General features: G+C 64.5%; 17 protein-coding genes. 7 read left to right on the top strand and 10 right to left on the bottom strand.

The genetic code is table 11. The features are described from left to right. Positions 1-62: 62 nt before the first annotated feature. From ABZV91_RS26830 to ABZV91_RS26845, 4 genes are all read right to left on the bottom strand, one after another. Positions 63-1,364 (bottom strand): hypothetical protein, encoded by a 1,302-nt coding sequence (locus ABZV91_RS26830; protein WP_355247228.1) that lies wholly within the window; start codon positions 1,362-1,364, stop codon positions 63-65. Further along, the gene (locus tag ABZV91_RS26835; RefSeq protein ID WP_355247231.1) at positions 1,361-2,716 is read right to left on the bottom strand and encodes a DUF4365 domain-containing protein; all 1,356 of its coding nucleotides are present in this window, start codon (positions 2,714-2,716) and stop codon (positions 1,361-1,363) included. Before ABZV91_RS26835 ends, ABZV91_RS26830 begins: the two co-directional genes overlap by 4 nt. A gap of 1,281 nt (positions 2,717-3,997) precedes the next feature. Next, positions 3,998-5,557 (bottom strand): ISL3 family transposase, encoded by a 1,560-nt coding sequence (locus ABZV91_RS26840; protein ID WP_355247234.1) that lies wholly within the window; start codon positions 5,555-5,557, stop codon positions 3,998-4,000. 434 nt (positions 5,558-5,991) lie between these two features. Further along, a complete protein-coding gene (locus ABZV91_RS26845; RefSeq protein WP_355247237.1) occupies positions 5,992-6,987 on the bottom strand; it encodes a hypothetical protein in 996 nt (331 codons plus the stop codon). A 648-nt stretch (positions 6,988-7,635) separates the two neighbouring features. Between ABZV91_RS26845 and ABZV91_RS26850 the strand changes: the two genes are divergently transcribed. The 4 genes from ABZV91_RS26850 (at position 7,636) to ABZV91_RS26865 (ending at position 13,316) form a co-directional block, all read left to right on the top strand. Beyond that, a complete protein-coding gene (locus tag ABZV91_RS26850) occupies positions 7,636-9,705 on the top strand; it encodes a GNAT family N-acetyltransferase (protein ID WP_355247239.1) in 2,070 nt (689 codons plus the stop codon). Positions 9,706-9,761: 56 nt separating this feature from the next. Continuing rightward, positions 9,762-10,235 carry a hypothetical protein gene (locus tag ABZV91_RS26855; protein ID WP_355247242.1) on the top strand — a complete coding sequence of 158 codons (474 nt, stop codon included), beginning with the start codon at positions 9,762-9,764 and terminating at the stop codon, positions 10,233-10,235. Positions 10,236-10,753: 518 nt separating this feature from the next. After that, positions 10,754-11,350, top strand: a complete 597-nt coding sequence (locus tag ABZV91_RS26860; protein WP_355247245.1) for a restriction endonuclease subunit S — start codon at positions 10,754-10,756, stop codon at positions 11,348-11,350. Position 11,351: 1 nt separating this feature from the next. Continuing rightward, positions 11,352-13,316: an N-6 DNA methylase gene (locus ABZV91_RS26865; RefSeq protein WP_355247248.1), complete on the top strand. Its 1,965-nt coding sequence runs from the start codon at positions 11,352-11,354 to the stop codon at positions 13,314-13,316. A gap of 58 nt (positions 13,317-13,374) precedes the next feature. On the opposite strand, the gene ABZV91_RS26870 is transcribed toward ABZV91_RS26865, so the two are convergent. Next, positions 13,375-16,920, bottom strand: coding sequence for a hypothetical protein (locus ABZV91_RS26870; RefSeq protein ID WP_355247251.1), 3,546 nt, complete (start codon positions 16,918-16,920; stop codon positions 13,375-13,377). A gap of 8 nt (positions 16,921-16,928) precedes the next feature. Further along, positions 16,929-17,291 (bottom strand): hypothetical protein, encoded by a 363-nt coding sequence (locus ABZV91_RS26875; RefSeq protein WP_355247254.1) that lies wholly within the window; start codon positions 17,289-17,291, stop codon positions 16,929-16,931. Between the two features lie 1,814 nt (positions 17,292-19,105). Between ABZV91_RS26875 and ABZV91_RS26880 the strand changes: the two genes are divergently transcribed. Continuing rightward, complete coding sequence (locus ABZV91_RS26880) at positions 19,106-19,255, top strand: hypothetical protein (RefSeq protein WP_355247257.1); 150 nt, start codon at positions 19,106-19,108, stop codon at positions 19,253-19,255. 379 nt (positions 19,256-19,634) lie between these two features. Here the strand turns inward: ABZV91_RS26880 and ABZV91_RS26885 are convergent, their stop codons facing one another. After that, positions 19,635-20,066 (bottom strand): chromate resistance protein ChrB domain-containing protein, encoded by a 432-nt coding sequence (locus tag ABZV91_RS26885; RefSeq protein WP_355247260.1) that lies wholly within the window; start codon positions 20,064-20,066, stop codon positions 19,635-19,637. Next, the gene (locus ABZV91_RS26890) at positions 20,063-20,596 is read right to left on the bottom strand and encodes a Chromate resistance protein ChrB (RefSeq protein WP_355247263.1); all 534 of its coding nucleotides are present in this window, start codon (positions 20,594-20,596) and stop codon (positions 20,063-20,065) included. The genes ABZV91_RS26885 and ABZV91_RS26890 overlap by 4 nt, the downstream gene beginning before the upstream one ends. A 106-nt stretch (positions 20,597-20,702) precedes the next feature. On the opposite strand from ABZV91_RS26890, the gene chrA reads away from it, so the two are divergent. Then, positions 20,703-22,076, top strand: coding sequence for a chromate efflux transporter (gene chrA, locus ABZV91_RS26895; RefSeq protein ID WP_355247267.1), 1,374 nt, complete (start codon positions 20,703-20,705; stop codon positions 22,074-22,076). A gap of 817 nt (positions 22,077-22,893) precedes the next feature. On the opposite strand, the gene ABZV91_RS26900 is transcribed toward chrA, so the two are convergent. Both ABZV91_RS26900 and ABZV91_RS26905 read right to left on the bottom strand, forming a co-directional pair. Next, complete coding sequence (locus tag ABZV91_RS26900) at positions 22,894-23,757, bottom strand: phosphatidylinositol mannoside acyltransferase (protein ID WP_355247270.1); 864 nt, start codon at positions 23,755-23,757, stop codon at positions 22,894-22,896. A gap of 2 nt (positions 23,758-23,759) precedes the next feature. Continuing rightward, positions 23,760-23,906, bottom strand: coding sequence for a hypothetical protein (locus tag ABZV91_RS26905; protein WP_355247273.1), 147 nt, complete (start codon positions 23,904-23,906; stop codon positions 23,760-23,762). Positions 23,907-24,377: 471 nt separating this feature from the next. Here ABZV91_RS26905 and ABZV91_RS26910 point away from each other — a divergent pair, with 471 nt between their 5' ends. Further along, on the top strand, positions 24,378-24,959 hold the full coding sequence (locus ABZV91_RS26910; RefSeq protein ID WP_355247276.1) for a hypothetical protein: 582 nt from the start codon (positions 24,378-24,380) through the stop codon (positions 24,957-24,959). Positions 24,960-24,994: the final 35 nt, after the last annotated feature.

Here is a 24,994-nt window from a genome sequence, read left to right on the forward strand (position 1 = left end):
ATGACAACACCTCCACCGGCAGCATCGCCGTCGGCGACCAGACGATCAAACCGACACTCGGATTACAACCGCAACCTATCTGGACGAGGCACTAGGTGTTCGGGGCTGGACTCGGTCTCGATCATGCGGAACGGCAGCGGCGTTGGGATGTACATGCCGGGGTAGGTGCCGTAGAAGGGGACGCTGCCTCGTGTGTAGAGAACGTGCTGGCGGGCGTCGAGGCTGAACAGGGTGCCTCGCAGGGGCGGGTGCGCAGCAGGGCGGAACAGCCGCACGGGGTCATGGGCGGGAAACCAGAGCAGCTCGACGGTGTCGATGTCGGCGGCATCGGCCGCAGCACGGAAACCGTTGATCTCTTCCGGCATGTAGGAGGAGGTTTTGTGCAGCACGACGCGCGCGGGGAGGTGGCGGTGTTCTTTGCGGTAACGACCGAGTGCATCGATAAGGAGGGCGTGAGCGTCGTTTTCGGTGAGGTGGGGTTGTTTGTCGTGGTGGGAAACCTTGGCGGGGGCTCCTCGGACGATAACGCCGTCGCCGCGCTGGTTGAACACCTGCGCGACGCTGGTCTCGAGGGTGGTGTGGTCGCCGCTGCGGTAGAAGGTGACGCCGACGTAGCAGCTGTCGAGGTCGGTGGACTGGCGTGGCAGGCGCCAGGGCACGCCGCCAGCTTTGTAGTAGAGAGCGGTGTGCAGGTTCCACGCTCGCGTGGCCAGATCCTGGAGGCGGGGTTTGTCCCCGTCTGGCGGAGCGAAGCTCGGATCCCAGGTACTGCGGCGGATGATCTGGATGGGGCGGCTGTAACGCATGGCCACGGCCTTGAGGACGGCGCGGAAGTCGTCGACCGGCTCGGCGGGTCGAGCCTTTTTCCAGGGGGCATCTGGGTCGACCTGGGCTGCGGGGCGTTCGGGGAGTTGCTCGGGTCGGGCGATGAGGACGACATCGCAGCCGGGCTCCTCATCAAGGACTTCGAGTTCGGCCGCGTACAGTTCCACGGCGGCCTTGACGGCGGCCTGCGGCGCCAGGTCGGTCAACCGCTGGAGGTCGCGGTCGCGGATCGGGCGCTCCAGGCGCGAGTCCCATACCAGCGTGGAGCGGAAGCCGGCACTCGTGTCGAAGCCGGGGAACGGCACAAACAGTCTTCCGAGTCGGCTGTCCTTGGCGGCGATGGGCTGCCGGCAGGCATCCAGCCAGCGCCGTAGGCCCTGAATGGATGAGGGGGTGCCCACGATGCCGACCCGGATCGTTCGCACGGCCGTGTTCGTAGCGTCGGCCGGCCCATAGTCGGCGATGCCGTGGCGCGGGTCGATGTGGCGGGCGCCTCCGCTGAACTCCAGCGGGGGTTCGTCCAGGACGAGCAGCTTCACGGTTCCACCTCGAACAGGGCCAGTTCATCGATAGTCGGCCCATCAGACTCGTGAGCACCATCGGCGTCGTCTGAAGTTTCGGTGTCGTTCTTTCGAGGATCGAACTGCCAGGCAGCGTCGTCGATGGCGCGGTCGGAGGTGTACGTCACCAGGTCGCCGTAGGCGAGGATGGTCTCGCGAGGGTCGAGGACTCCGTCCTCACCATGCAGATACGTAGCCCACATGCGGGTCTGACCATGAACGGCGGGGTTCTTGTCGAGTCGCTTGATACCGGCGAGGTGCTCGGACATGAACAGCGAGTCGCGATACCCGTCGCGGGTGTAGTGGTAAGTCGGGGTCAGGGCGCAATACCACTGGTCGTCGAGCAGCATGAATTGCCACTCCAGGGCGACATGCTTGTAGTAGCCGACCTGGTCGGGTTTGTTCTTTTTGAATTTCGGATGAAACACCAGCCGTTGCCGTCCCCTTGCTCCGCGGATGTGGCGCGGCTTCAGGTCAGAGGTCGGACGAAAGTAGACGATCTTGCGTCCGCCGTGCCAGGCGCAGTCGACGCTCACATCGCGTTGTAGCGCGTAGTTGAGCAGTTGCACCAGCCAGCGCTGTCGCATCGGGTCGCAGTTCCACTCTGCTGTTTCTACCGCGGCCGTCGGACCGTCGGCGACGTGGCGCAGTGCGGTTTCCTCCACCGGCGTCCAGCTGTAGATTTGTCCGCCTCGCAGGATGAAGTCTCGCCGCATGTCCGAGTCACCGCTCTGGCGTTGTCGACTGGTCACTTCCCGCGGATCGGTGTAGCTCGTAGGGGCCGCGTAGAGGAGGGTGGGGGCGGCAACCTGCAAGAGGTTGGTGGTCAATACCTCCTCGCGGTGCTCCGCCACCGCGACGTGAGCACGTCCGTGCGGGTCGGCGAGGTTGAGTAGCCGGTGCGCCGCGTTCTGGTCGAAACGCTGGGTGCCTTTGTCGAAGTCGATCCGGCCGGAAGCGCGGTGACCGGGGTCGGCGAACCAGCTTTGGATGTGCATCCACCACGCCTCGCCGGTCTGGGGGTGAGAGCAAACCAGCAGGACCGGGTTGTCGGCACCCATCCAGTAGTCCACGTCGGCGTGTTTGCACAGGTAGTGGAAGCCGCGTTCGCTTTCGCCGGGAAAGGGGCGGTCGCTGGCCTTGCTCTGCACGAGGATCACCCTGTTGGCGACCTCTCCGGTCGACGGGTCGCGCAGCTCGATCTCCCCGTCGATTCCAGCATCGAGGGTTCCGGTCCGCTCGTGCCACACGAAGCCCATCTTGTTGACCATCTGGTGAATGAGTGCGATACCGCTGTCACCGATGTGCGAGCTCACACCGATCTTCTTCATGCGTGCCTCACCGAGTCGGGACTGTGCGTCCCATGCCTCCAGACAGAGCTACCTGTGGCAGCGTGACCGACCATCTGCGAGTCTCCCTCCGCGATGACCATGCACGCTACGCCGGGGGTGCGACAAACCGAGGTAAACAGCAGCGGCGAGATGTCCGATCAGGTGTCACGGTGCGCCCGTTTCCGGCTCGGTGCACCGCGAGCAAAGCAGCAAGTAGTCCCGTGAGCAGTTCCGTCACGCTGCGCCGACCGCAGAATCACTCATTCCGACTGCTGGAGCCCGAACCGGCATTCGGGCACTAGGCTGCCGAATTAATCCTGCTGGTCGGCCCTGCTCCTATCCTTTGGTGCCCCCGCTGAGGGAGGGGCGGTGATGGGATTCGGGGGCAACCGCACCGGATACGAGATTCGATGCGGGTTGACCGCGGCCCTAACCTTCGAGCTCTGAATGGGGAAGGTACTGCCGCCGGTTCGGCGAAACTTCGCTGTCTACATCCGCGCCAGCGCCCGGCCTGGCGCGTAGAGCGCCCGATGCCACTTCACGACAGAACAATCAGATGTGGCGATCGACCTAAAGCCTGATTGAGCCCTATTCGCGATAGCTCTCCGAAACCATTGATCTGCGTCGACGTAGGCGGCGTCACATCGAGGGCAAGCAACGGCCAGGGACTCAGAACCGCCGGATGATGTGGGCTTCGGCTTGAAGGCAGCAGCCACCTCTGGGGATATACGTGCGCGTTCGAGAAGGTGTTTGGCCAGTCTGCACGCCGGTTCGGTCGTGGGCAGGACAAGTAGGTTGAAGCTGCTGGCAGGCTCTACCGGGAAAACGCCGGCAGGGAGTGCGACTTCTTCGACACAGACGGAGCATTTCACCCGAATGCCATATAGATGCAGCCAGATCCGTGTGTGAGCGTTGCTGGGAGGTTTGTCGATCGGGACGGTCGGCGGTGGTACCTCGATCTGATGATGTTGGTGTCCGGTCCTGCGGGCCATGTCCTCGCACCGCCCGCACAGCACTGCCCATGCTCCGGGACCGCCGGCCAGCAACCCCTTGTCGTCTTTCACCGGAACAGAGCACAAGGCGCATGGAGCACCCCACCAAGCGCGACGTCCCGCTCCTGACACTGCAACCCCCTGGTTTGGCTTGATCCACGATCATGGCACAGCAGTGTCGAAAGGTCCTCCCTCCATCAATCTGCCAAATACGGCCCGCAGAACCGTTGTCGACGGCGCGTGAATACTGGATCTGGCACAAATTCCGTGATTCGGGAAGCCGGGATTTTTAGTCGCTCAGCAGGATTCGTTTTCGGAGCAGGTCGGGCTTCGCGCGTCCGAACATCTGGCGTTTGATCATTTTGATGCGGTTGACGTGGCCTTCGACGGGGCCACTGTTCCAGGGCAAGGTCAGACCGGCGGTGACCGCGTCGAAGTCGCGGCGCAGACCGCGCACGAACGAGTGCAGGGCGGGCAGATTGTCGGTATCGACGGCTGCCATCCAGCGTTCCAGTTCACGGCCCTGACGGTCGACCATCATCTCCGCGAACGCCCGGACATGACCGGCCAGCGCGGTGAGTTCGGTGCTCGTGGCCAGGATGGCATCGAGGCGCTGCCGGTCGGCGGGATCGAGACGGGCGGGGTTGCTCATCATCCAGCTCACCACACGACGAACCGACGGCGGTTTGGGTGCCGGGCGGGAAATGCGGCCGGTGCTTCGGAAGGGGTGCAGGTAGTTGAGCATGACCTTCTTGCTTCCGCGGTAGCCGAGTTCGGAGATCTCACCGAACAGTTGGGTGGCGTTGGTGCAGCCTTCGTTCCACCGCCGGTGCAGGTGGGGTTTGAACTCGTCGAGCAGGCCCCGGCGGCGGCCGGTGCCATTGTTGACCAGTAGTTCCTCCGCGCTGGTGGCACGGGCGAAACGGCGAACGGTTCCGCGGGCAAGACCGAGCCGGACCCCGATGGCCCGCAGGCTCACACCGTCACCGAGCAGCGTGTGGACCGCGGCGTAACGTTCCCGGGTCCGGACCGCCCACTTGTCCGTCCTGGCCGGTGAGGGTTCGCTCACCGCCGAACTCTGCGGTGGTTGCGGCAGGTCGACGACCGCTGGTGCGGCATCACTGTCGATATCGGTGGCGGCACCCAAGCACGTGCGGTGACGGGCGACCACACGTTCGACCGCTTCGCCGAGGTTGTGCCAGACATGCCATCGGTCCGCGACCTGCAGCGCATCCGGTGCTCCGACGGTCACGCCTTCGGCGTAGGCGCCGGCACGGTCCCGGCATACGATCTCGACTCCGGGATGCGCGCGTAACCAGCCGGCCAGGGTTTCGGCGGTGCGGTCGGTGAGCACGTCGACCGGACGACGGGTTTCGATGTCGATCAGGATCGTGCCGTAATGATGCCCGCGACGCAGCGCAAAGTCGTCGACCCCCAGCACGCGGGGAGTGACCTCGCCGGGGTCGGGAAGTGCCCGGATCTGCCGCAATAGCGTCATCCGGCTGACCGTCGCCGCCAGATGACGGGTCATCCGGGCACCCGGGCGGCCGCCCAGCGCCAGTGCGACGGCGCAGAGCACACGCTGCAGAACGGTCGTCCGCCGGGCATACCGCCCTGCCAGCCCGGAGGGTTGCTCGGCGAACGTCCTTCTGCCGCACTCGGCGTTGTCGCAGAACAGCCGCCGCACCCGCAACCGGATCAGTACCTCCCGGCTGGTGATCGCGGTATCGGACAATCGCCGCTGGTAGCGACTATGGATCCGCCGCGAGAACACTCCACAACCAGGGCAGGCCACCGTCTCGCCGCAGGTACTCACCTCGAGGTTTACCCGCGACCCGGTCGAGGTCATCGCGTCGATCCGCAACCCGTCCAGGTGAGGAAACAAGACCGCCGTCGGCCCGAGATCAGAACACCGGCGACATGATCGATCATCCAGTCCCCGTACGCAATCCGGGCCGGGTCAATCACGCAAACCGTGCCAGATCCAGGATTGGCCTGCCGTTGACAACCGTCACGGGTATGGGACGGGGCTGCTGCACGGATAGGTCACATTGTCACCTGATCATGCAGCAGCCCCCTGGCGCGTGCATCCGTTTGGCTTTAATCCTGTCGAGAGCGTTTCCGCGGGCCCGGCGATACGCTACCCGTAGTGAGCCGAAGGGAGCTCGACTTCGGCGCTACCTGCCTTGTTGGACCTCCGCCGATTCGGTTGAGTTGCCACGGCGGCAAGCGGCTCCCCGCCGATGGGGTGTACTGCGCACTTGCCCCAGAAGGCCTATGTCGTCAATCCCTATCGACCCGGAATTGGAAGCAGCCAGGGCACAGGTCGAAGTCGGCATCGACGGTGGCGCGGCCGCAATCACCACAGCTTCCCATCCTGTCGCTAGTGTTGAAGCCGCACTGGAAACAGACAGTAGAGGATGTATCCGGGTTTGCGCGTGTATCGACGTCGACCAGGGCTTCCTCATCGCATTCGGGGCATAGCCCGATGGACCAGCCGGTCTTGCCTTGAGCGGCCCGGTACCGGTCCTCCCCGAGGATGTTCTCCGCATACTGCTCTGCGATGGCCCGTCCTTGCTCCTCCCACCACTTGGTCGAACAGCAGTGGCAGACGCTGTCCTCGCTGTCGATTTCGAACGTCCACGCCAGTTGGGTACACCCTGGGCACCTGATGACCAGGCCCGCCCATTGGTCAAGTACCGGCGTTATCGCCTCCATGCGCGCGCGGATCACCACGCCAATCTCACGCAGTGCCCGGTCGATCAACCGCTGTGCGTTCTGTAGCGGTGCCTGCTCGTCATCCGGTGCGTCGGGCACCAGATGGGTGACGATGAATCTGGACAGCACCTCCATCGCTTTGCCTGCTATGGTGAGCACGACCTCTTGGTTACTGGTGGATCCGAAGTGCTGCAGCCTGTTCCGTTCGCGGGCCAGCCTGTCGAACGCCCTCCGTTGACGGTTCGTCAGCCTGATGTCGGCGAGCTGCTTGAGCCGGGTCAGCGCGGTGAGAAGCCCGACGCTTCGGAAGTCGCCCTGCTTCCAGCGGCCTCGGTCGGCGGTTTCCGGGTCTTCGAAGATCTGCTCGTAGCCTTCACGCTGAAGCCGAACTTTCACCAGTATCTCGACTGCGGCCTGCAGGTGCAGAACTGCGTACTTGAGTTCGCGCGGCTCGTGGGCTTCCCGGAGTTCGTGGATGGCTCGGTCGAGGAAGTCGACTCCGTTAAGGATCGGTTCGAAAGCCAGCTCAGTCGAGGGTTTCTCGGAAGCAGTCACGCGCATCCGCACATTGTGCGGCACCAGGGCACATTGCAGCACCATGAATCTGGACCGACAGCGTCAAGAAGCGGATTCGTGTCGAACGGCGGTAATGCCGCGTTCCGGTCGTTCGTGTGGACCGAAGGCATTGTCGCCAGTTGATTTCGTAGACGCCCGCACGTGCCGACCAGCAAGTAGTCGGTTATCCGAGTCGAACCGGTCGGTGACGTCTGCGCAGCATCTATTCGAGAGCTGCGAATCAGCACCGCGCCGATAGAGATCGCCAGTGTCGGTAGGTCTCGGCATCGGCTGGCATTCTCTGCGAACATGTTTGGCGCATCCTGACAGCAGATGAACAACGCCACACCGGCGGTGCGGGTTCCGGAGGACACTCGGGGGCGACTACGAAATCCTGCGCGGCCGGCTCAACCCCGCACGCCAGCTCTTCGGTCAGTCACTTCCGGAGGCCGCTATCGACCAGCCTACGACCCAACCCGCTCCGGCAGCTTGACAAGACTCAGAGGGACCCCCGCATTGTCGGAGAGGTGTGATTTTCCCCGGTCGGCAAATCGTGGCATTGGCCTCGGTTTCCCCGGTCGCGTGAACGAGAAAAGTTGAGACAGGGTCAATTACGACCTGTACTGGCACGATGACCAGTAGAGTCATTGTTCCATGGGCGTGCTCGAGGTTGGCGAAGTACATCCGGGCGATCCGGTGGTCGAGGATCTCATCAAGTTGGGTAAGCGCCACGGCCGAACTCTGGGGATGATGCCAGCAGGGGCGTACTGGGAGGCCACGTATCTTGGTGGCCTGGTGGCGGCGAGATTAGATGGTCGCGCCGTAGGGTATGCATTGTTCCGGCTTCCCCGAAATAACCAGGTCATATTGTCCCATCTATGCGTGGCCACCGATGTGCAGCGTTCAGGCGTTGCCCGCGCGTTGGTGGACGAGGTCCGAGCCAGACATTCGTCTCGGCTGGGGATCCGGGCGAAGTGCCGGGACGACTATGGGATCAATGCCACATGGGAGGCGTTGGGATTCAGGGCCATAGGTTCTGCCATCGGCCGCGGCAGAGATCGCAGCCCGATGACAGTGTGGTGGCTGGACCATGGCCATCAGGATCTGTTCAGCTTCCTCACCGAACCTGAACTTGTGGCCGACGAGCCAGATCTGCTTGAGGTAGCTCTCGATCTCAACATTCTCATGGACCTGCACACACGTGCCGACCGGGTCAGCGCGCACCGGTCACAGGTGCTGGTGGCCGACCATCTCGAGGGTCGCCTTCGCCTGGTCGTCACCAACGCCGTCGATCGCGAACTGGCACACCGGCCTCACCTCCAACGTGCGCCGATCGAGAGAGCCGCGAACCGCTATCCGCGACGAACATCGGCAGCAGCGGAAGCCGACGCTATATACGCGCAGCTCGTTCAAGCATCGGCCGGTGCGGGCCAGACACTGTCATCCCAGGATGAGGGAGACCTGTGGCAAATCGCGGAGGCGGCCGCGGCTGGTGTCGGCGTTCTTCTGACGTGGGATGATCCGCTGCGCCGTCGGTTCGAGCGGCTGCGGCGTACTGTGCCTGCGTTGGCCGCCTTCCACGTCCTGGACCCCGACCACCTCGTCACCCATCTGGACAAGGTCGCACGAGCATGGGCTTATCAGCCTGCCCAGCTCCAGGGCAGTGCATATGACCAAGTCCTGGCCAGCGCCGACGAGGAACCCCGTCTCCTGGAATTCCTCGGCAAGGCATCCGGAGAAACCCGGGGTGAACTCCGCGATCTGCTGCGCCGACTCGCCCGGGAAGAGGTACCGCGGTGGCTCATCCGTACGGACGAGGAACCCGCTGTCGCCTGTTACGCCACGCATCTTGACGGACAGGTCCTGCGGGTGCCGTTACTCCGGACAGCCGGACACCCGTTGTCCGACACAATCGCCCGCCAACTTCTCTGGCTGTTACGCCGCGACGCGCGCAACCACGGCGCACGTGTCATTGATGTCTCCGACCGGCATGTGGGCGGAGTTCTCCTCCGCGCGATGGCATCCGACCCGTTCCATCACCACGGTGATCACCGTTACGCATGGGTTATACCGGTGTGCGGAGAAAGCCACGCCGTCGCAGACGCCGCCAACAAGGCGCGCCAACTTGTCAACGCCCCGCCAGGACCACTGCTGCGCCCTAGCCTTCCTTCCCACGCGGCGGCAGAGATCGAACGCTCACTCTGGCCGGCGAAACTCACCGATAGTGCTCTACCTCACTACGTCATCCCCATACAGCCCAGGTGGAGCGGCGACCTACTCGGCTACCCAGCCCAGCTCACGACCCGCCCCGTCGAACTGTCCCTGGGCCGCGAACAGGTGTACTACAGGGCTGCCGACACCAAGCTGGTCGCTCCTGCCAGAGTTTTGTGGCGTGTCAGCCAGGGGCACCATACCCCCGCGGCGATCATCGGCACCTCGTTACTCGACGCCATAGACGTCGGCACTCCCGCGCGACTACATGCCGCTCTGGAGCACTACGGCGTGTTCGACCTTGCGCTTCTGGAGCAGTTCGCCAAGGGGAGACCGCTGGTGCAGGCCTTGCGGTTTTCCGACACCGAACTGTTCGACAGGCCAATCTCCAAGAACATCTACAACGAGCTCAGAGTGCAACACGGCGGCCCGAAGACATTCTATGGACCCCAACGTGTCACGCCGGAGTTGTTCGCCGCCCTGTATGAGACCGGAACTTCTTACCTTAAGTGACATCTCATCATACATCGAACGTGCGTTCGATCATGCCTGCAGATAAGGTTCGTGCAATGATCGCGACTTCTGCACCCGAAGGCGAGCATCTGCCCGCGCCACGTCCACTGCTGTTGTCGCTTCGCCCCAGATTCGCCCAGGCGATCCTCGCAGGCACGAAGACCGTCGAACTGCGGCGGACCCGCGTCGCCGCACCACCCGGGACACTTCTCATCCTCTACGCCAGCTCCCCCGTCATGGCCATACTCGGCGTGGCAACACTGGCGGACCGAGAAACCGCCAGCCCGGACACCATCTGGCACCGCTACCACGCCAGCCTGGGCCTGTCCCGAGCGGAGTTCTTCGAATACTTCGCTGGCGCCGAGCACGCCACCGCCATTTCCGTTCTAACCCCTCGAACGCTGCCAGAACCGTTGACACTCTCCCGGCTACGCGCACACACCGCGTTCCAACCACCCCAGAGCTACCGCTACATCACGCCCGCTGACCCCACCCCCCTCGCAGAACTCGCCATGGCCTGGTCAAGCTGAGCGCACGCGAACCTTCACACACTCCCGTTCCGCGTCAGACAGCATCCGAGACACCCCGTCCAGGCCTTCCACTATGCGCTCCATGGATACACTTCAAAGCCCGAGAGAAAGTGCGAAGTGTCCTTCGCACGATTCTGCTACGGTGAACTCGTCCAAGAGATAGCCGCATCGCCCCGGGAAGATTGGCGTCAGCGCGGGACGATGCGGCCCAACCCGCTCGCTTCAGAACGAGCAGGAAGAGTTAGACATGATTGTCAATAGTTCATGGTACTGGCCACGCCGTGACCGTCGTACAGCCTGGTGCGGTGTGGTCGTCGTGATCCTGATCTTCGTACTCGGCTTCGCAGCCGGGTACGGCGAGGGGGTACTAGGTGCGCTCGTCACGGCCGCAGCCGGCGCTGTGGTGACAGAGATACTCGCAGCGGGTCTTCGAGGCAAGCCGCGAACTGAATGACCCGCCTGGGGCATGGCGCGGTCGCCATGCCCCATGGGCAGGCCGAGGAAGGCAGGTAGATGTCGTGATCGAGAATGAACACCTCATACTCCGGGAACTCGCAGAGATCACGCCCGGCCCATCCGGTTCACTGCTGGACAAACTCGGCGACGAACCCGATGGCGTGCCGGTCGTGAACCCTTCGGATATCACCGGCTGGAACGAAGTGGATTCGCGGAAGCTACGCCGATTGCCACACGACGAGGCAGGCCGGCTGGAGCGGTTCACTCTTCAGCGGAATGACATCGTGCTCGTCCGCCAAGGGTCTCTCGGCAAACTGGCGCTGATAGGCCGGCAGCTGGCCGGGGCGCTCTACAACTCTTCCTGCGCAAAGGTGCGCGTCATGGACGACAGGGTACTGCCCGAATACCTGAGTCTGTACCTTTCGTCGTCTGCCATGCAGGACGAGATGCTGCAACGCGCCCTTCCAGGGACCGTCCAATCCCTCAACAGCACGATCCTGGGTGACCTCCCTGTCGCTGTCCCCCCGCTGGACCGGCAGCATGAGGTCGTCGCAGTGATCGCCGACATCGACGAACTTGCCCTCATCCACCGAGAGACCGTAGATCGCCTCGGCGTCCTCAAGCGAACCCTGCTCGACGACTTCATGAGCAGGGGATAGTATGCAAACCACAGATATCGCGCAGAGGCTATTCAAGGTCGCCGCCGTGCTTCGAGACACGATGGGCGCCGCCGAGTACGCGAGTGTCATGTCAGTCGTGCTCGCCCTCAAGTGGGCATCCGATCACCAGGACAGGCTGATAGTCCCGCCCGAAGCGCAATGGGATCAGGTCGTCGCAGCAGCTGACAGTTCACCGCGGACCGCACTCAACAAGGCTGCTACCGCGTTGGTTTCCAGCAACCCCGCCGTTTTCGATGACGCGTTCTTGCAAGTGATAAAGGACAAGCAGCTAAGCAACGGCGCGGCCCAGGAACTGATTGCCACACTCGACGAAATCTCATTTGGGGACGAGAGTCCCGAGCCGGAGGACCTTGCCGGCAAGATCTACGAGCAGCTCCTCGCCGCATTCGTGGACAGCGACAAGCGAGCCGAGTTCAGCACACCGCGCTCGGTCGGTCAGCTCATGGTGCGACTCACCGATCCACAACCCGGTGACTCGGTTTACGACCCGTGCGTGGGAACTGGCGGTCTGCTCATCGCGGCCGAAGAGTACGTCGAATCGGAAACGGGCCGCGATCACGCAATTACCGTCTTCGGGCAGGATGTCGTCCAACAGACGTGTGCTATCGCGAGGCTCAACCTGATGCTGCACGGCAGCGTCAAAGTATCCATCCAGCGTGGTGATGCGCTCATCAACCCGAGCTACCACGGCAGCACTGGAGATTTGAAGCAGTTCGATCGGGTGTTGACCGACCCCCCGTTCAGTTTGAAATATCAGCAGGACATGCTCCGTATCCCGCAGCACACACGGTACGGGCAAAGCCGAGTAGCGGATCTGATGTTTGTCCAACATGTCTTGGCCTCACTAACGGCCGATGGCGTAGGTGTCATCGCAGTCCCGAACGGAGTGCTGTTTCGCGCTGGAGACGAGGGACGGATCCGCCGCGAGATGGTCCGAGACGGCCGAATCGCCGCCGTGATCGCGCTCGGACGTAACCTTTTCCACGGCACCTCGATCCCAGCATGCCTACTTGTCGTCCGCGGCATGGCCGCCGCCCATGCCAAGGCGCCCGACGTGCTGTTCATCAATGCCGAACAGGAAGTCGACGTGACGCGCTCAAAAACTCACCTCGCTCCGCGCCATGTGGAAAAGATCGTGACCACTTACCATGAGGAGAGGGAGATTCGCCACTTCTCACGGTTGGTATCGGTCGAGGAAATCGCGTCCAAGGAGTTCGACCTCAACGTCAGCAAATACATCGATCCACAACCTCCAAGGCATCCGAAGCTGGACATCGAAGCTCTACTCAAAGGCGGAGTACCTGTAGACGACGTCAACTTGCAGAGCGACCGATTCGCCACCTTCGGCATCGACTTGGCCAGCCTGTTCGCGCCCAGCAAGCCTGGGTACCTCGAGTTCCCCCCTGACGGGTACACAACCACCGCGGCAAAGATTCCAGTTCTCAGCGCCCCGACCGAGAGCGCGTTCGCGGCGGCTGTCGGAGACTGGTTCCAGCAATTCAAGGAGGAAATTGCGCTCACTAACCGACTGCCTGCGGCAGCGCGACGGCACTTCGCCGAGCGATTCCGCCGGACATTGAGTGCCTGGTCGGTCCTGAACAGCGAACAACTGGCAGGTCTTTTCGTTGACTGGTGGACAGCGAATCAGAACGACCTCGAGCAGCTGAGCAGGCCAGCAGACAGCTCGAGCACATGCACCTCAACCTCAAACGCATCCACCATCGAGAAAGTCGGTGCAGACCTCATTGATCGCGCTAAACGATTGATCTCCCAGAACCGAAATCAACTCGTCGAGCTGTACCTGACGTGGGGCGATCAGTACGCGACATCGCTCGCGCTACTGGAGCACCGACGAGAACTGGCAGCCACACGCTTGGCCACAAGACTGCAGAAGTTGGGCTACCAGTGGCCGCTGACTGGACCCATTCGACGGCCCAAAATGTGATCCAACTGCATAGATGCCGCTTGGCCCCAAACCCGGGCCAGTCACCACATCGTAAGGTTCAGTGTCTTGAGTGATCCCACGATAGAACCATCTCAGCCGCCGCGACCACACTGTTCGGGTCGACTCTGACCAGCGCATCGAGCGTAGAGGACCACTCGCCGATGTTAAGTGCGACGCCAAGGATGCGCCGGGCATCCTCTTGCTCAGCGACCTCGGCGAGCGCCACGAGCGCAGGTCCCTGCCAGTTCTGATCGAGGTCGGACCGGATGAGTGCCTCCGCCTGCTCGGTAAACCGACGCGCAGCGGTTGCGTTCTTATGAACCAGGGTAGCGGCCTGCACCAGCTTGGTCAGTGCAGTCGCCCGCCAACGCACATCACGGATGCCCGCGGCGATCTGTGTGGCCCGATTCAGGTCACCGAACTGTGCAAGCATCTCTGCCAAGGTGGCCGAGACAGCCGCCGGGAGCTCCAAGTGGTCGAGGTAATTTCGCTCTTCGGCGATCTGCGCCGTCATTCTGCACTCGATGCTTACGGTTTCGATATGTGGGCACAGCATCAACGCGATTTCGCGTGCGACACCTGCAGCGGGCTCTGGCTGCGAGAAGGCGACGATGATCAACTCAACTGCAATGCGCTTGGCAACCGTGGCATTCTTGGCCGCAGCCTCTTGGAGCTGGTGTAGCCCATCGAGGTTCGGTGAAGGGCTATCGAGCAGCACCGTGATCGACAGAGCACGATCAAGGTCATCATCGGCGATGGCCGCATTGCGCTGTCGCTCCAACGCCTCTCGTCGACGCCAAGAACTCACGAGTGCCTGGCGGACGATATCCACGTCATACCTATCGCCTGCCGTCGTCGATGCGATTAGGAATTCATCCTCCGCAGCTTCTCGGGCATCCACATCGTAGAGACCGCGCGCCAGCTCTCCTAGCTGTCCTGTAAGTCTGTGTGCTGCCGCTTGGTCGCCGCCGGCCACGACTGCTCTCACGAGCCGTCCTAGAGCGGCTGCCTGCTGAAAGGGGTCGACTAGCGAGGTTGCCGCGTGCCCCAGTTCGGCAACGAGCCGACTCGCGGTTTCCGTGGCGCCCGCCGTGGCCGCAGCCGCCGCTAGGGCCGCGAGTCGCGGCGACTGCAAGCGGCCAGTGCCAAGCGTCTGCGCGATCTCCTCGACCTCTCGGATGTACTGATGCGCCATATCTGCATTTCCCGCCATGACTGCGCACCGCGCAAGCTCTGAAAGTTTTTCCGCGTAGCGCTTTGAGTGTGCAATCATCTCCTCGCGGGAGTTGAGCGTCGAGGCCGTCTGCTCTCCGTGTTCATGTGCGAATGCGACGTGTGCTCGGACAAGCAGATGTCGCCTTGTCTGCCGATCGATGGTAGTGATGGCCGTTAGCGCAAGGAGCACGTCCGGTGAGTCGGTAGCGGCCGTTAGATCCTCGACGAGCGCTCGCTCGCTACTCGGGTGCGCGGCGGGGCTTGTCGCCAGCGCGATGAATATCCGCAGGCGCGCGGCGGGGTCGACGATCGTGTAGGCGAGGGTTACTGCGTTGTCCCACTGTCCCGCCGCGGCTCGCGCCGACGCCAGGCCAGCCCATACCAGCGAGGTCTGTTGCTGTTCTGGAAGTGACGAGACCAGAAACTCTGCCTCCGCAAGAACTCCGTCAACCTCGCTCCCGAGATCTGCTGCAATCATGGCTTCGATCAGCTTGGCCGCTGCGGTCACCCTCTCATAAATGTTCGTGATGGTCGCGATAAACTCTCTGCCCTTCTCGACAAGCCATCGCGCACAGTCTGGGTCGTTCTCAGCGACGGCCGCCAGAAGATTGGTGGTCGCTCGCGCAGACGCCTCAGCGGTGTCGAGCAAATCGACAGTCTCCTCAGCATGACGGACGATTCGACGCGCCCGGTCGTGGTCACCAAGATCGATGGCGGCGCGTACGAACTCGGCTTCCGCTCGCACACGCTCACTCGGTTCGCCGATGCTTTCCGCGATCGCCTCCGCGCGATCTAGCTCGCCAGCGTGCAACACCGCGACGACCAAGTCCGCCATCGCGCGGGCCCTCAGTGAGGGCTCACTGATCGAACGTGCTGTTGCCTCGACTTGGTTAATCAGTCGTTGTGCTCGGTAGGTGTCCCGAGTATCAGCAGCGGATTTGATCAAGTTGGTCAAGGCTGCCAGCCGCCCGGATAATGCCGGGATCGAATGTGCGAGTGCTTCGGCACGTTCAAGGTTACCGAGTGCCGCCCACGCCGCAGGTAGTGCCACCACTGGATAGCCGTTGCGCTCAGTAAGCCTATCCCGAATGATGGCCAGTCTGAGGAGATCGGCAAGTTCCGGAGACTCCTGCTCGAAGACCTGTTGCCAGGCAACCGCGATTTCGTCGAACGCAGCGGCGTCTCCGCCCGATACAGCAAGCAGCCGATCATGGCGTGCGTAATCAGTGGCGCACGCCAGAATACTTGCGCGGTCCTTTTGCGCCGTCAGCAAGCGAAAATATCCACGCAGCAGATACATTGGCGTGTGCTCGGGCCAGCGCCGGTGCCGGTAGTCCGCAGCCCATCTGTGAATCTGCTGTCGATACTTCTCGATTCTCGGCTGACCAAGCCGGTTCTCGGCCCGCTTCTGAAGCAGGTCATGCGCAAGCAACCACTGCGGAGGCCGCTCACTGGATTGCCATCTACTCGGCCTTGCAGAAAACGTTCGGCCGCATACTGTGCTCAATTGCCGCTCGATCTCCGGCGCGTCTTGACCGGTCAGCTCAGACAGATCGGGGACGGTCAGCCCGGCGCCCGCCGCGACAACGAGGCCGAGAAGATCGCGTCCGAGATCGCTAGCCAGCAAACGTTCGAGCTCACGCTTGGCGTCGGCCTCGATCATCTTGGCATATGGCGACCGGGCGAGGCGGCGAACGATCGCCGGATCGCGCAACGGATGATTATCCAGAACGTCGTCGGGTAGCGGCGGGTTCGGCCGACCAGCGAGGATCACCCGCATGCTGCCAGGCAGCCGCGCGGGGAGCGTTGCAGCGATGCTGTGCGCGTCAGGTCCGACCGTCACGCCACGATCCTCATCCAACCCATCAAGCACCAGCACGAGTCGCTGGTTCTGCTCCCTACAGACTCGTTCGGCCTGGTGGAACATCCCGATCAAGTCCGACTCTTGAATAGTCTCAGTGCGGAACACAGGTACCGGCTCGGCGGCGATCTCCGCCAACTGCTGCAACACGACCCAGGCAAATGCCGTGCGATCGTTGGAGTCCGACGACCGTGCGGTGATGAAGTAGGAAACCACCCTCACATCCGGCGGAGGATTCAGGACGAACCAAGACAGCAGTGCGGACTTGCCCGACCACGCTGGGGCCTGCCACCACAACCACCGCGGCACGTCGTCGCTGAGACAGAACTCCGTCATTTCTGTCAACTCGGCGTCGCGGTCGCACAACTGCTCAGGCACGATCTGCTCGACCGTAAATTGGTAGTCAGACTTCGCCACCGAGTCCGACATCATGTAGATGTTTCCGGTCAGGGCTCCGCTGATCGCAACGCCACCGGAAGTTACTGTTGCGGGACCGGTGTTCTTAATGATGGTGTTCGCCCCGTCCACGGATCCGGTCAGCGGCGATCGATGCCGGTTGTCGCTTCGCCGCCTGCGGACGCGTCCGCATCACCCGTGTCAGTGGCGACCAAGGTGGCGCTGCCGTTCGATGCACGCACTCCGCTGACCGCACGGCCGCCGCCGCCCGACGTTGCAGCACCAGAATGTGTTACGCGGATCGTTCCGCCGGTCGGCCCGCGCAGCGCGGCCCATACGGCAACGCCAACTGCCGCCACGGCACCGAGCGCAGATACCGACGTGGCTACCTTGTTCGCCTGTTCCCATTGCACTACCACGAGCACTGTCGCCAACGCCGCTACGAGCAAGCTGGTCACGATGAGTGCCAGACGTCCCATCCCCATGCGGACATCATTCACCACCTCTGCATCCGACGCCAGCGAATGACCGCATCTGCCTCATGGGGGAGGTAGCACGACATTCGTCGGATCGGTCGAGCTAGCGGCGAAACTCGGCGTGGCTCGGACGAAACCCTGGATCCGACGAGAAGGTCGACGCCTACTTCCTCGACTAGCATGAGCGAGGCCACAGCCGACGCAGCAACCTATCCATCAACTTGTGCTGCGGGCGGCGTGCACAACGGGAGACGGGGGCGCAGCAGTTCGGCCAAGGCGCCGCCATCGGCCGGGCGCACGTCGTTGGAATGGGTGGGTCTGCGATCGTAAATCGCGTCGGCAACGCCCAGGTCGACTGCCGTGTCCAGCGCAATCAACCGTGGCACGACCACCGTCCCTCGACGACAATCGACAGCTCCATCGCAGCCACGCGACATCAGGGCGGTTGGTCAAGACGATTGCTATCGAATCCGCCGGGCCCGTCTCGGTGGACACGGCTGCACAGACGACCGCGTCGATTTCGGCAAACAGGATCTAGGACCAAAACGGGGGGTAAACGGGGGGCCAGACACAAAAACTAGGTTAGGCCCGGTCTTAGACCGCCTAACCTGGGGTTTCAGGTGGAGCTAAGGGGACTCGAACCCCTGTCCCCCACACACCCATTCCGGTGCGGCGCGCCTATACCTCATGCTGGCCATCTTGTGCAGTCCGGCCGACAGCAGTGATGCGCAGGAGCTCACGGCGGGTCGGGCTCAAGTGGCGGCTGTTCTGGCCGGTCGCCGCAAGTAGTGCTGGTGTGATGCCTGCCGATCCAGCGCCTGCTGCCGAACCAGTACGCGCCGGGCCCTGACTGGAACCGGCCTACCTGGAACCTGCGTCCGGGCGGACGGCGGCGTCCGGCTCAGGCACCGCGGTCAGGAAGACCGGTTGCGGAGCATCGGCCAGTATCGCGTACGGCTCGGGTTCGGCGGGGACGTGACTGAATAGTCCGGGGTTGTCGTCGTGCATGTTCGTGCTCCGATCTTCGGTGTGGGCTGCTGGTGAGAGTCGCGGCCAGGCATGGTCGAGATGCGCGTCCCGTGGCGGTCTAGCCGACCGGCGGTCCGGGCCTTCCGGGGATACCCATCCGAACCCGAGGCCGCTCCGCGACGGACTGCCGAGTGGAGCGACCCGTCGCCCGGAGGTAGCGGGACTGCGGCAGTTCGAAAGAGCTCCTGTCGGGTTCGCAGCCGATCGGCTGCTCGACGGTGTTCATCACCACCGTAGCCCCCTCCGCCCTCCCGGTCGAAAATCAGGTCCGCGACCGCATCGTCGGCACACGCGCCGATTCACTGCACCGATCACGCCGGGCTGAAACAGAAACCTCCGTTGCGGGCTACAGACACCGAGCGCATGTCCACTTGTGAATGGCAGGTCATCCTCCGCAGACTCGCCGCAGCCGGGCATCTTACTGACGAGGCCGAGACACGCGCGGTCAGCCAGCCCACTCGATCGTCGCAATCGTCAGATCGGACACGAATCCACCATGACCAAGGCGTTTTCCCGGTTGACCTTGCTTTGCGTGTCCAACCGAGTACCGGTACCTGTAACGAACGACCGCCAAGTCGCCCAGCCGGTTGGAAATCCGACCCGCCCGGACAGCATCCCCAGGGGCGCCCCGCCTGTTGCCCGGTGCGTGGCGCTACAAATTTTCTACAAATTTCACACGGGTCAGGATGGGAAGTCAGGGGCACGAAGGAACAGCGTCGGGACCCACAAAGTGCCATCTAACTGCACAAACAGGGAAATCATGGGCAATATTGGGCGACGTCGGGGACCTGCGGAAACGCTGTGCCGACTTCATGACCGACAAAGCCTATCCCACCGTTGACCTGCACATCCTTGGGGTCTACCCCCGCTTTCTACGATTTCTCTACGATTCGCACGCGATTCACAACCGTGCAGGCACCACCGACATTCCCGGATCCACGCGCCCGGCAGGGCTGTTCTGAGCAGTGCCGAGACGGCCGGGCGCGGAGAATTCCTGCGGTCAGGCCGGTGGGCAGCTCACGAAGGTGCGGTGCCGTTGCTTGTCGGTGTGCGCGCGGACACCACCGGCGGGCCTCGACGTAACCGCCGCGGTTGCCGGTGGGGATCGCAGTGGTCACCGGCCCGATCCACGCCCCGGTCGGTGGACGGGCCCAGCACGCAGGAACCCCGGCACGGTCGCGGTGGTACCGAGTCATCGATCCTTGCGGATCCAGGACTGCTACGACCGCCTGACCCCGACCTGGTCCGCGGCCGCGAGGTCGCGGGCCACCGAACCATCGACCGTCGAACATCTGCTGCGTGGCGCGATCGCTACCGGTGACCCGTTCTCGGTGAGGGGTTCTAGGCCGGTTCGCGGCCGAGAAGGGTTTCACGGCGGTAGTACTCGTAGAGGCCGTCGAAGATCGGGCCGGACACGGCCAGGGTGTGGGTGTCGTCGCCGATCATCGACAGTCCGCGCAGTACGGCGTCCAGTCCGGGGGCTTCGGGGGCATCGAAGCGTTCGTCGTCGATATCGGCCTCGTGCACGATCTCGGCGATCCGCCACAACACCGGATCGGTGAGATCGTGGCGACGCAGGATCGTTTCGAAACTGCAGTCCCCACCGTGGTGGCCGAGGTCGACCCCGCGCATATCGAACGGCGTCGCCTCCGCCGGAACCTCGGCCGGGTCGCCGACGAACAGGAACTCCGCATCGGGGTCGATCTCGCGGCGGATCAACCAGGCGCAGGCGGCGCGATCGATGTGGATACCGGCGCGGGTGGCCCATTTCATGCGGACTCCTCGGTGACGTGGTCGGGGTGCAGGGACTGCACCGCCCGCTGGGCGGCGGTGCGCGCCGCGGGGGGGAAGAAGTCTCGGCGCTGGATACGGCGCAGCTCCCCGCGCAGCCGCCGCAATGCCCGGCGGCGTTCCTCTTCGGGCAGGGTGAGGGCCTGTTCGGCCTCGGCGATCACCGCGGTGTACTCGGCGGCGCGGGCCTCGGCCATGGCCTGAGCGAGACGGCGCTCCTGAGCGGCCGAAGCGGGCTGGGCCAGCCAGACCATTGCCTCACCACCACCCTCGACGATCTCCTCGGCGATCCAATCCAGCTGCTCACGGGTCCGCGCATCCGCGGGCAGTGTCACCACCCCGTCACCGAGCTGAGCGACACCGAGACGTTTGAGTTTGCGCCACACCGTGATTCGCGCCGTCGACGGATTGCGCGGCATCCGATACGACAGCAGCACCCACTGCCCCGCGGCGTGCGGCCGGGCCGACGAGGTGGAGTTCACCGCCGGCGCCTCTCGCTCGTCTGCGACCACGCGCTCACCATAGCGCAACCACGGTTGCAATTCTTCTCACATTCCGAAACACTGCAACCACGGTTACATTTCTCGGCAGGCATCCGGCCGGAGAAGGGGAGCACCTGTGTTACGACGCGACACCACCACAGATCTCATTCCGCTGCGCACCGCGACCAAGGCGTGGTTCCTCATCTCCCTGCAGACCTTCGGCGGCCCCGCCGGCCAGATCGCGGTCATGCAACGCACCCTGGTCGAGGAGAAACGCTGGATCGGCCAGCAACGCTTCCTGCACGCCCTCAACTACTGCATGCTGCTCCCCGGCCCCGAAGCCCAGCAGCTGGCCATCTACATCGGCTGGCTGCTCAACGGTCGCCGCGGCGGCCTCATCGCCGGCATCCTGTTCGTCCTGCCCGGCATGGTCGCACTCCTGGCGCTCTCGGCGATCTACGTCGGATTCGGCGACACCACCCTGGTCACCGCCCTGCTGGCCGGGCTCGCGCCTGCCGTCGTGGTGATCGTCGCCCAAGCCGTCCTGCGCGTCGGCCGCCGCGCCCTCACCCGCCCCGGGCTCGTCGGGATCGCCGTCGCCGCGTTCGCGGCACTCACCCTGTTCGCGGTCCCGTTCCCGATCGTCATCGCCGCCGCCGCGGCCGCCGGATGGGCACTCGGGCGCACAAACACCGCCACACCAGCCGATCCCCCGCACTCCGATGCCGACACCGGCGAGGCCGCGCCACTGATCGCCGACGACACCCTGCACCACGAAGCGCCCTCACCCCGGCGCGGCCTGACCACACTCGGCATCGGACTGCTCATCTGGGCGATTCCCGTCGCGGCCGCCGCGGTATTCCTGGGCACCACCAGCACACTCACCACCCAGGGCGTGTTCTTCTCGGGCACCGCGGTGGTCACCTTCGGCGGCGCCTACGCCGTCCTGGCCTTCGTCGCCCAACGCGCCGTCGAGGTCTACGGCTGGCTCTCACCCACCGACATGGTCCGCGGCCTCGCCCTCGCCGATTCCACTCCCGGCCCCCTGATCATGGTCGTCCAATTCGTCGCCTTCCTCGGCGCCTACCACCACCCCGGCACCCTGAGCCCCTGGACCGCAGGACTACTCGGAGCCCTGCTCACCACCTGGGTCACCTTCGTGCCCTGCTTCCTGTTCATTTTCCTCGGCGCCCCCTACGTCGAACGCCTCCGCCACAACCACACCCTGTCGGCCGCCCTGACCGGCATCACCGCCGCCGTCGTCGGCGTCATCGCCAACCTCGGCCTCTACTTCACTCTCCACACCCTCTTCGACACCACCCACACCGTCACCACCGGACCCCTGAACCTCCAGCTCCCCGACCCCACCAGCATCCAGCCCGTCGCCCTCGCGATCACCGCCGTCGCCGCAGTCCTCGCCTTCGCGCTCGACTGGTCCATGCCGCGAATCCTGGGGACCAGCGTCGTCCTCGGTCTCGCCGCCACCCTCGCAGGACTGCCCCTCATCTGACCGCCCTCTCCACGAATCCGATTTCGGGCACTGTCCCCAGACACCACGGTCACGAGGCGTTGGCACAGCTTTTCGACGAGGCGGGGATCATCCCCACCGATCCCTTCCGGCATCGGTGATGGGAGGCGCCGGCCGAACGGTCCGCGCAGGCGTGGACCAGGGCGATCGTTGGCGGTGGCGCCGACGGACGAAGCGATCACGACCTCACCGGCAAACCGGTCGGGCTGCCCGGCCATTGTCACCTCATCGTGCGGCAGCCCCCGCGCGAAATGCACCGGCGCCAGTGCGGGTCGGCGCCCGATACAGGTGCAGCCCGGCCTCCGAGCAGCGAGCATCGGGGATGCGGGTGTGGACATCCGGGTAGGTGTCGCCGATTGGGCGCGCTCGCTCGATACCCTGCGGCGATCGGGTGGCGACGAAATGCGCCCGAATTCGCCGAACCGGCGCAACTCTCCCACCGCAGCCGAGACCGGATCGAAGGCCTACGACCGGCGATCACCGCCCGACTCGAAGAAGACACCTGGCTCCCGGATTTCGCCGGCGTGGCGGAACTGCTGCAGGACTGGGCAGAAATACGCACCCGGGCACAACAACGCGGATGAGGTCTGCTCTACCTGATCGACTGGCGCGAAGCCGGGATGTCGTGCCCTCCTCCCGCGTCAACCACACCGGTCCCGAACCCACAGCACGCGGCCCGGGCCCGTCGAGCGCGGCCCGCACCACTGCTCATCCCCAGCTCGCGGATCCCGCCGACAGCGCCTCGCAGAAGCACCGTCGGCAAGACCTTGCCGATCGTCCTCCCGGTCGGCGCGACCCGTCAATCATCCGCCCAGACCCGCTGCAACATATGCCAGTCCGCGGGATGGGCGGCGATACCCGCGGCGAACCGGTCGGCCAGCTCCTGGGTGGCGTCCCGGACTCCGCGGGAGGTATCGATCGGCTCCCCGACCGAGAACCCCCACCCGGCCGCGGTGAACCAGCAGTGCACGGGTAGCAGCGGGGCGCCCGTATCGATCGCCAGCCGCGCGGGGCCGGCGGGCAGGCGGGCCGGTGCACCGAAGAACGTCACCGGCACGCCCCGGCCGGACAGATCACGCTCACCGAGCAGGCAGACCACACCGCCCGCGCGCAACCGTTCGGTGAGCAGCCGGAACGGGGGCGTGTCACCGCCGGTGAGCGGGATGATCCGGAAGCCCAGCCCCTCTCGGAAACGGACGAACCGGCGGAACAACGACTCCGGCCGCAGGCGCTCGGCGACCACGGTCGGCGTACCGATCCGCTGCACGAGCCAGACACCGGCGAGGTCCCAGTTCCCGCTGTGCGGCAGCGCGATGACCACACCGCGGCCGGCGGCGTACGCCTCCCGGACCCGGTGGAGTCCGGTCGCGGAGGACTCGATCGTGTCGGCCAGCGCCCGCGGATCCATGGCGGGCAACCGGAATGCCTCGCGCCAATACCGGGCATAGGAACGCAGATTCGCCCGGATCAGCTCCGGCGGGACGTGGGCCGGGTCGACACCGAGAACCCGGGCGAGGTTTCGCCGCAAGCGGTCCGGCCCGCCGTCGCGGCGGGCGATCCGGTCGGCGGCGGCGTCGAACAGGCATACCGCCCAGCGGTGCGGCAGGGCCCGCACCAGACGCCAGCCCGCCGCGTAGCCGAGGTCCTGCGCCCGGCCGGACATCGCTACCGGGCGCCGCTGTCCGGTGCGGAAGGACTGTCGGACTCGGGGATCGCGGTGAGGAAGACCGGAACGTGATCCTCGGCCGGTGACGCGTACGGCTCGGGTTCGGCCGGAACGTGGCTGAACAGCCCAGGGTTGTCGTCGTACATGGTCGTGCTCCGATCTTCGGTGTGCGCTGCCGGCACGGGTTCCGTACGGCAGAGGTCGAACTGTGGGTCCCGCGCCGGCGGGCCGGATCGGGTTCGGGACCTTTCGGGGTTACCCATCCGAAACCCATGGCACTCGGCGCCGGGTTGCCGAGCGGAGCTTCCGGGGGCCCGGGGGGCGGGAGTCGCGGCCGGGTCCTCGGTTCGGCAGCCGGACGGCTGCTCGACGGTGTTCCTCACCACCGTATCCGCATTTCGCACGCCGCGTGCCGCGCACCACCGAATCCCGTGCGGCGGTGACGGGCCGGACCGGGTGGTTCCCGCACACCGCGCGGCCGATTACCCCGATTGACAGCAACCTATTGAACGTACCGTTATTCAGCGGTACGGTAATCGACGTATCAATAAAGCACTTCGCGGAGTGCGATCCGCCCCGGAGGACGAACGGGGGCGTGACCGAGTGAGGACCCACCGATGAACCGAAACCACGAACAGCGCGCCCGCCGTCTCGCGGCGCGGATCGCCGCGCTCGCCGTCATCACCCTCGCGCCGCTGGCGGTCACCGCCGGCCCCGCCCTCGCCGATCAGGTCGGCGCCACCTCCGTCAGCAGCGATTCCAGCGACAGCTTCGGCGATAGCTCCGGCTGGGACAGCAACGGCTGGGATGACAACGACCACCAGGCCTGGGACGGCGACGACTTCGGCGACGACAACGATTTCGGCTGGGACGACAACGGTCACTACGGCTACAAGGACCACCACCGGCAGGATTACGACGGCTGGGAGGACCACCTCAACAGCGGCGACAACCAGTACCCCGACCGCGATTCGCACAACGACCGCGGCCGCGACCACGACCGGCCCGCCGACTGGGACCGCGAGACTCCGAATCCCCGCGGTGGCGGCGGTGCGCCGCCGAACTGGAATATGCCCAACCCCTACATCCCGCCGCCCCCGCCGAGCCTGCTGCCGCAGGTTCAGCTGCCGGTGCTGCCGCCGCTGCCCTTCGCGCTGCCCATCCTGCCCGGGCTGCCGGGCACGGGCAGCGCGCGCTGAACGTCGGACAAGTAGCCGTTGAACAGCGGTACATG

This window comes from Nocardia sp. NPDC004568 (assembly GCF_040609955.1).
Classification (GTDB): domain Bacteria; phylum Actinomycetota; class Actinomycetes; order Mycobacteriales; family Mycobacteriaceae; genus Nocardia.

Bases quoted from the DNA above. Each gene is read 5' to 3' on its own strand.
- ABZV91_RS26835 (WP_355247231.1), bottom strand. From the start codon at position 2,716: ATGAAGAAGATCGGTGTGAGCTCGCACATCGGTGACAGCGGTATCGCA.
- ABZV91_RS26840 (WP_355247234.1), bottom strand. From the start codon at position 5,557: ATGACCTCGACCGGGTCGCGGGTAAACCTCGAGGTGAGTACCTGCGGC.
- ABZV91_RS26845 (WP_355247237.1), bottom strand. From the start codon at position 6,987: ATGCGCGTGACTGCTTCCGAGAAACCCTCGACTGAGCTGGCTTTCGAA.
- ABZV91_RS26850 (WP_355247239.1), top strand. From the start codon at position 7,636: ATGGGCGTGCTCGAGGTTGGCGAAGTACATCCGGGCGATCCGGTGGTC.
- ABZV91_RS26855 (WP_355247242.1), top strand. From the start codon at position 9,762: ATGATCGCGACTTCTGCACCCGAAGGCGAGCATCTGCCCGCGCCACGT.
- ABZV91_RS26865 (WP_355247248.1), top strand. From the start codon at position 11,352: ATGCAAACCACAGATATCGCGCAGAGGCTATTCAAGGTCGCCGCCGTG.
- ABZV91_RS26880 (WP_355247257.1), top strand. From the start codon at position 19,106: ATGACCGACAAAGCCTATCCCACCGTTGACCTGCACATCCTTGGGGTC.
- ABZV91_RS26885 (WP_355247260.1), bottom strand. From the start codon at position 20,066: ATGAAATGGGCCACCCGCGCCGGTATCCACATCGATCGCGCCGCCTGC.
- ABZV91_RS26900 (WP_355247270.1), bottom strand. From the start codon at position 23,757: ATGTCCGGCCGGGCGCAGGACCTCGGCTACGCGGCGGGCTGGCGTCTG.
- ABZV91_RS26905 (WP_355247273.1), bottom strand. From the start codon at position 23,906: ATGTACGACGACAACCCTGGGCTGTTCAGCCACGTTCCGGCCGAACCC.
- ABZV91_RS26910 (WP_355247276.1), top strand. From the start codon at position 24,378: ATGAACCGAAACCACGAACAGCGCGCCCGCCGTCTCGCGGCGCGGATC.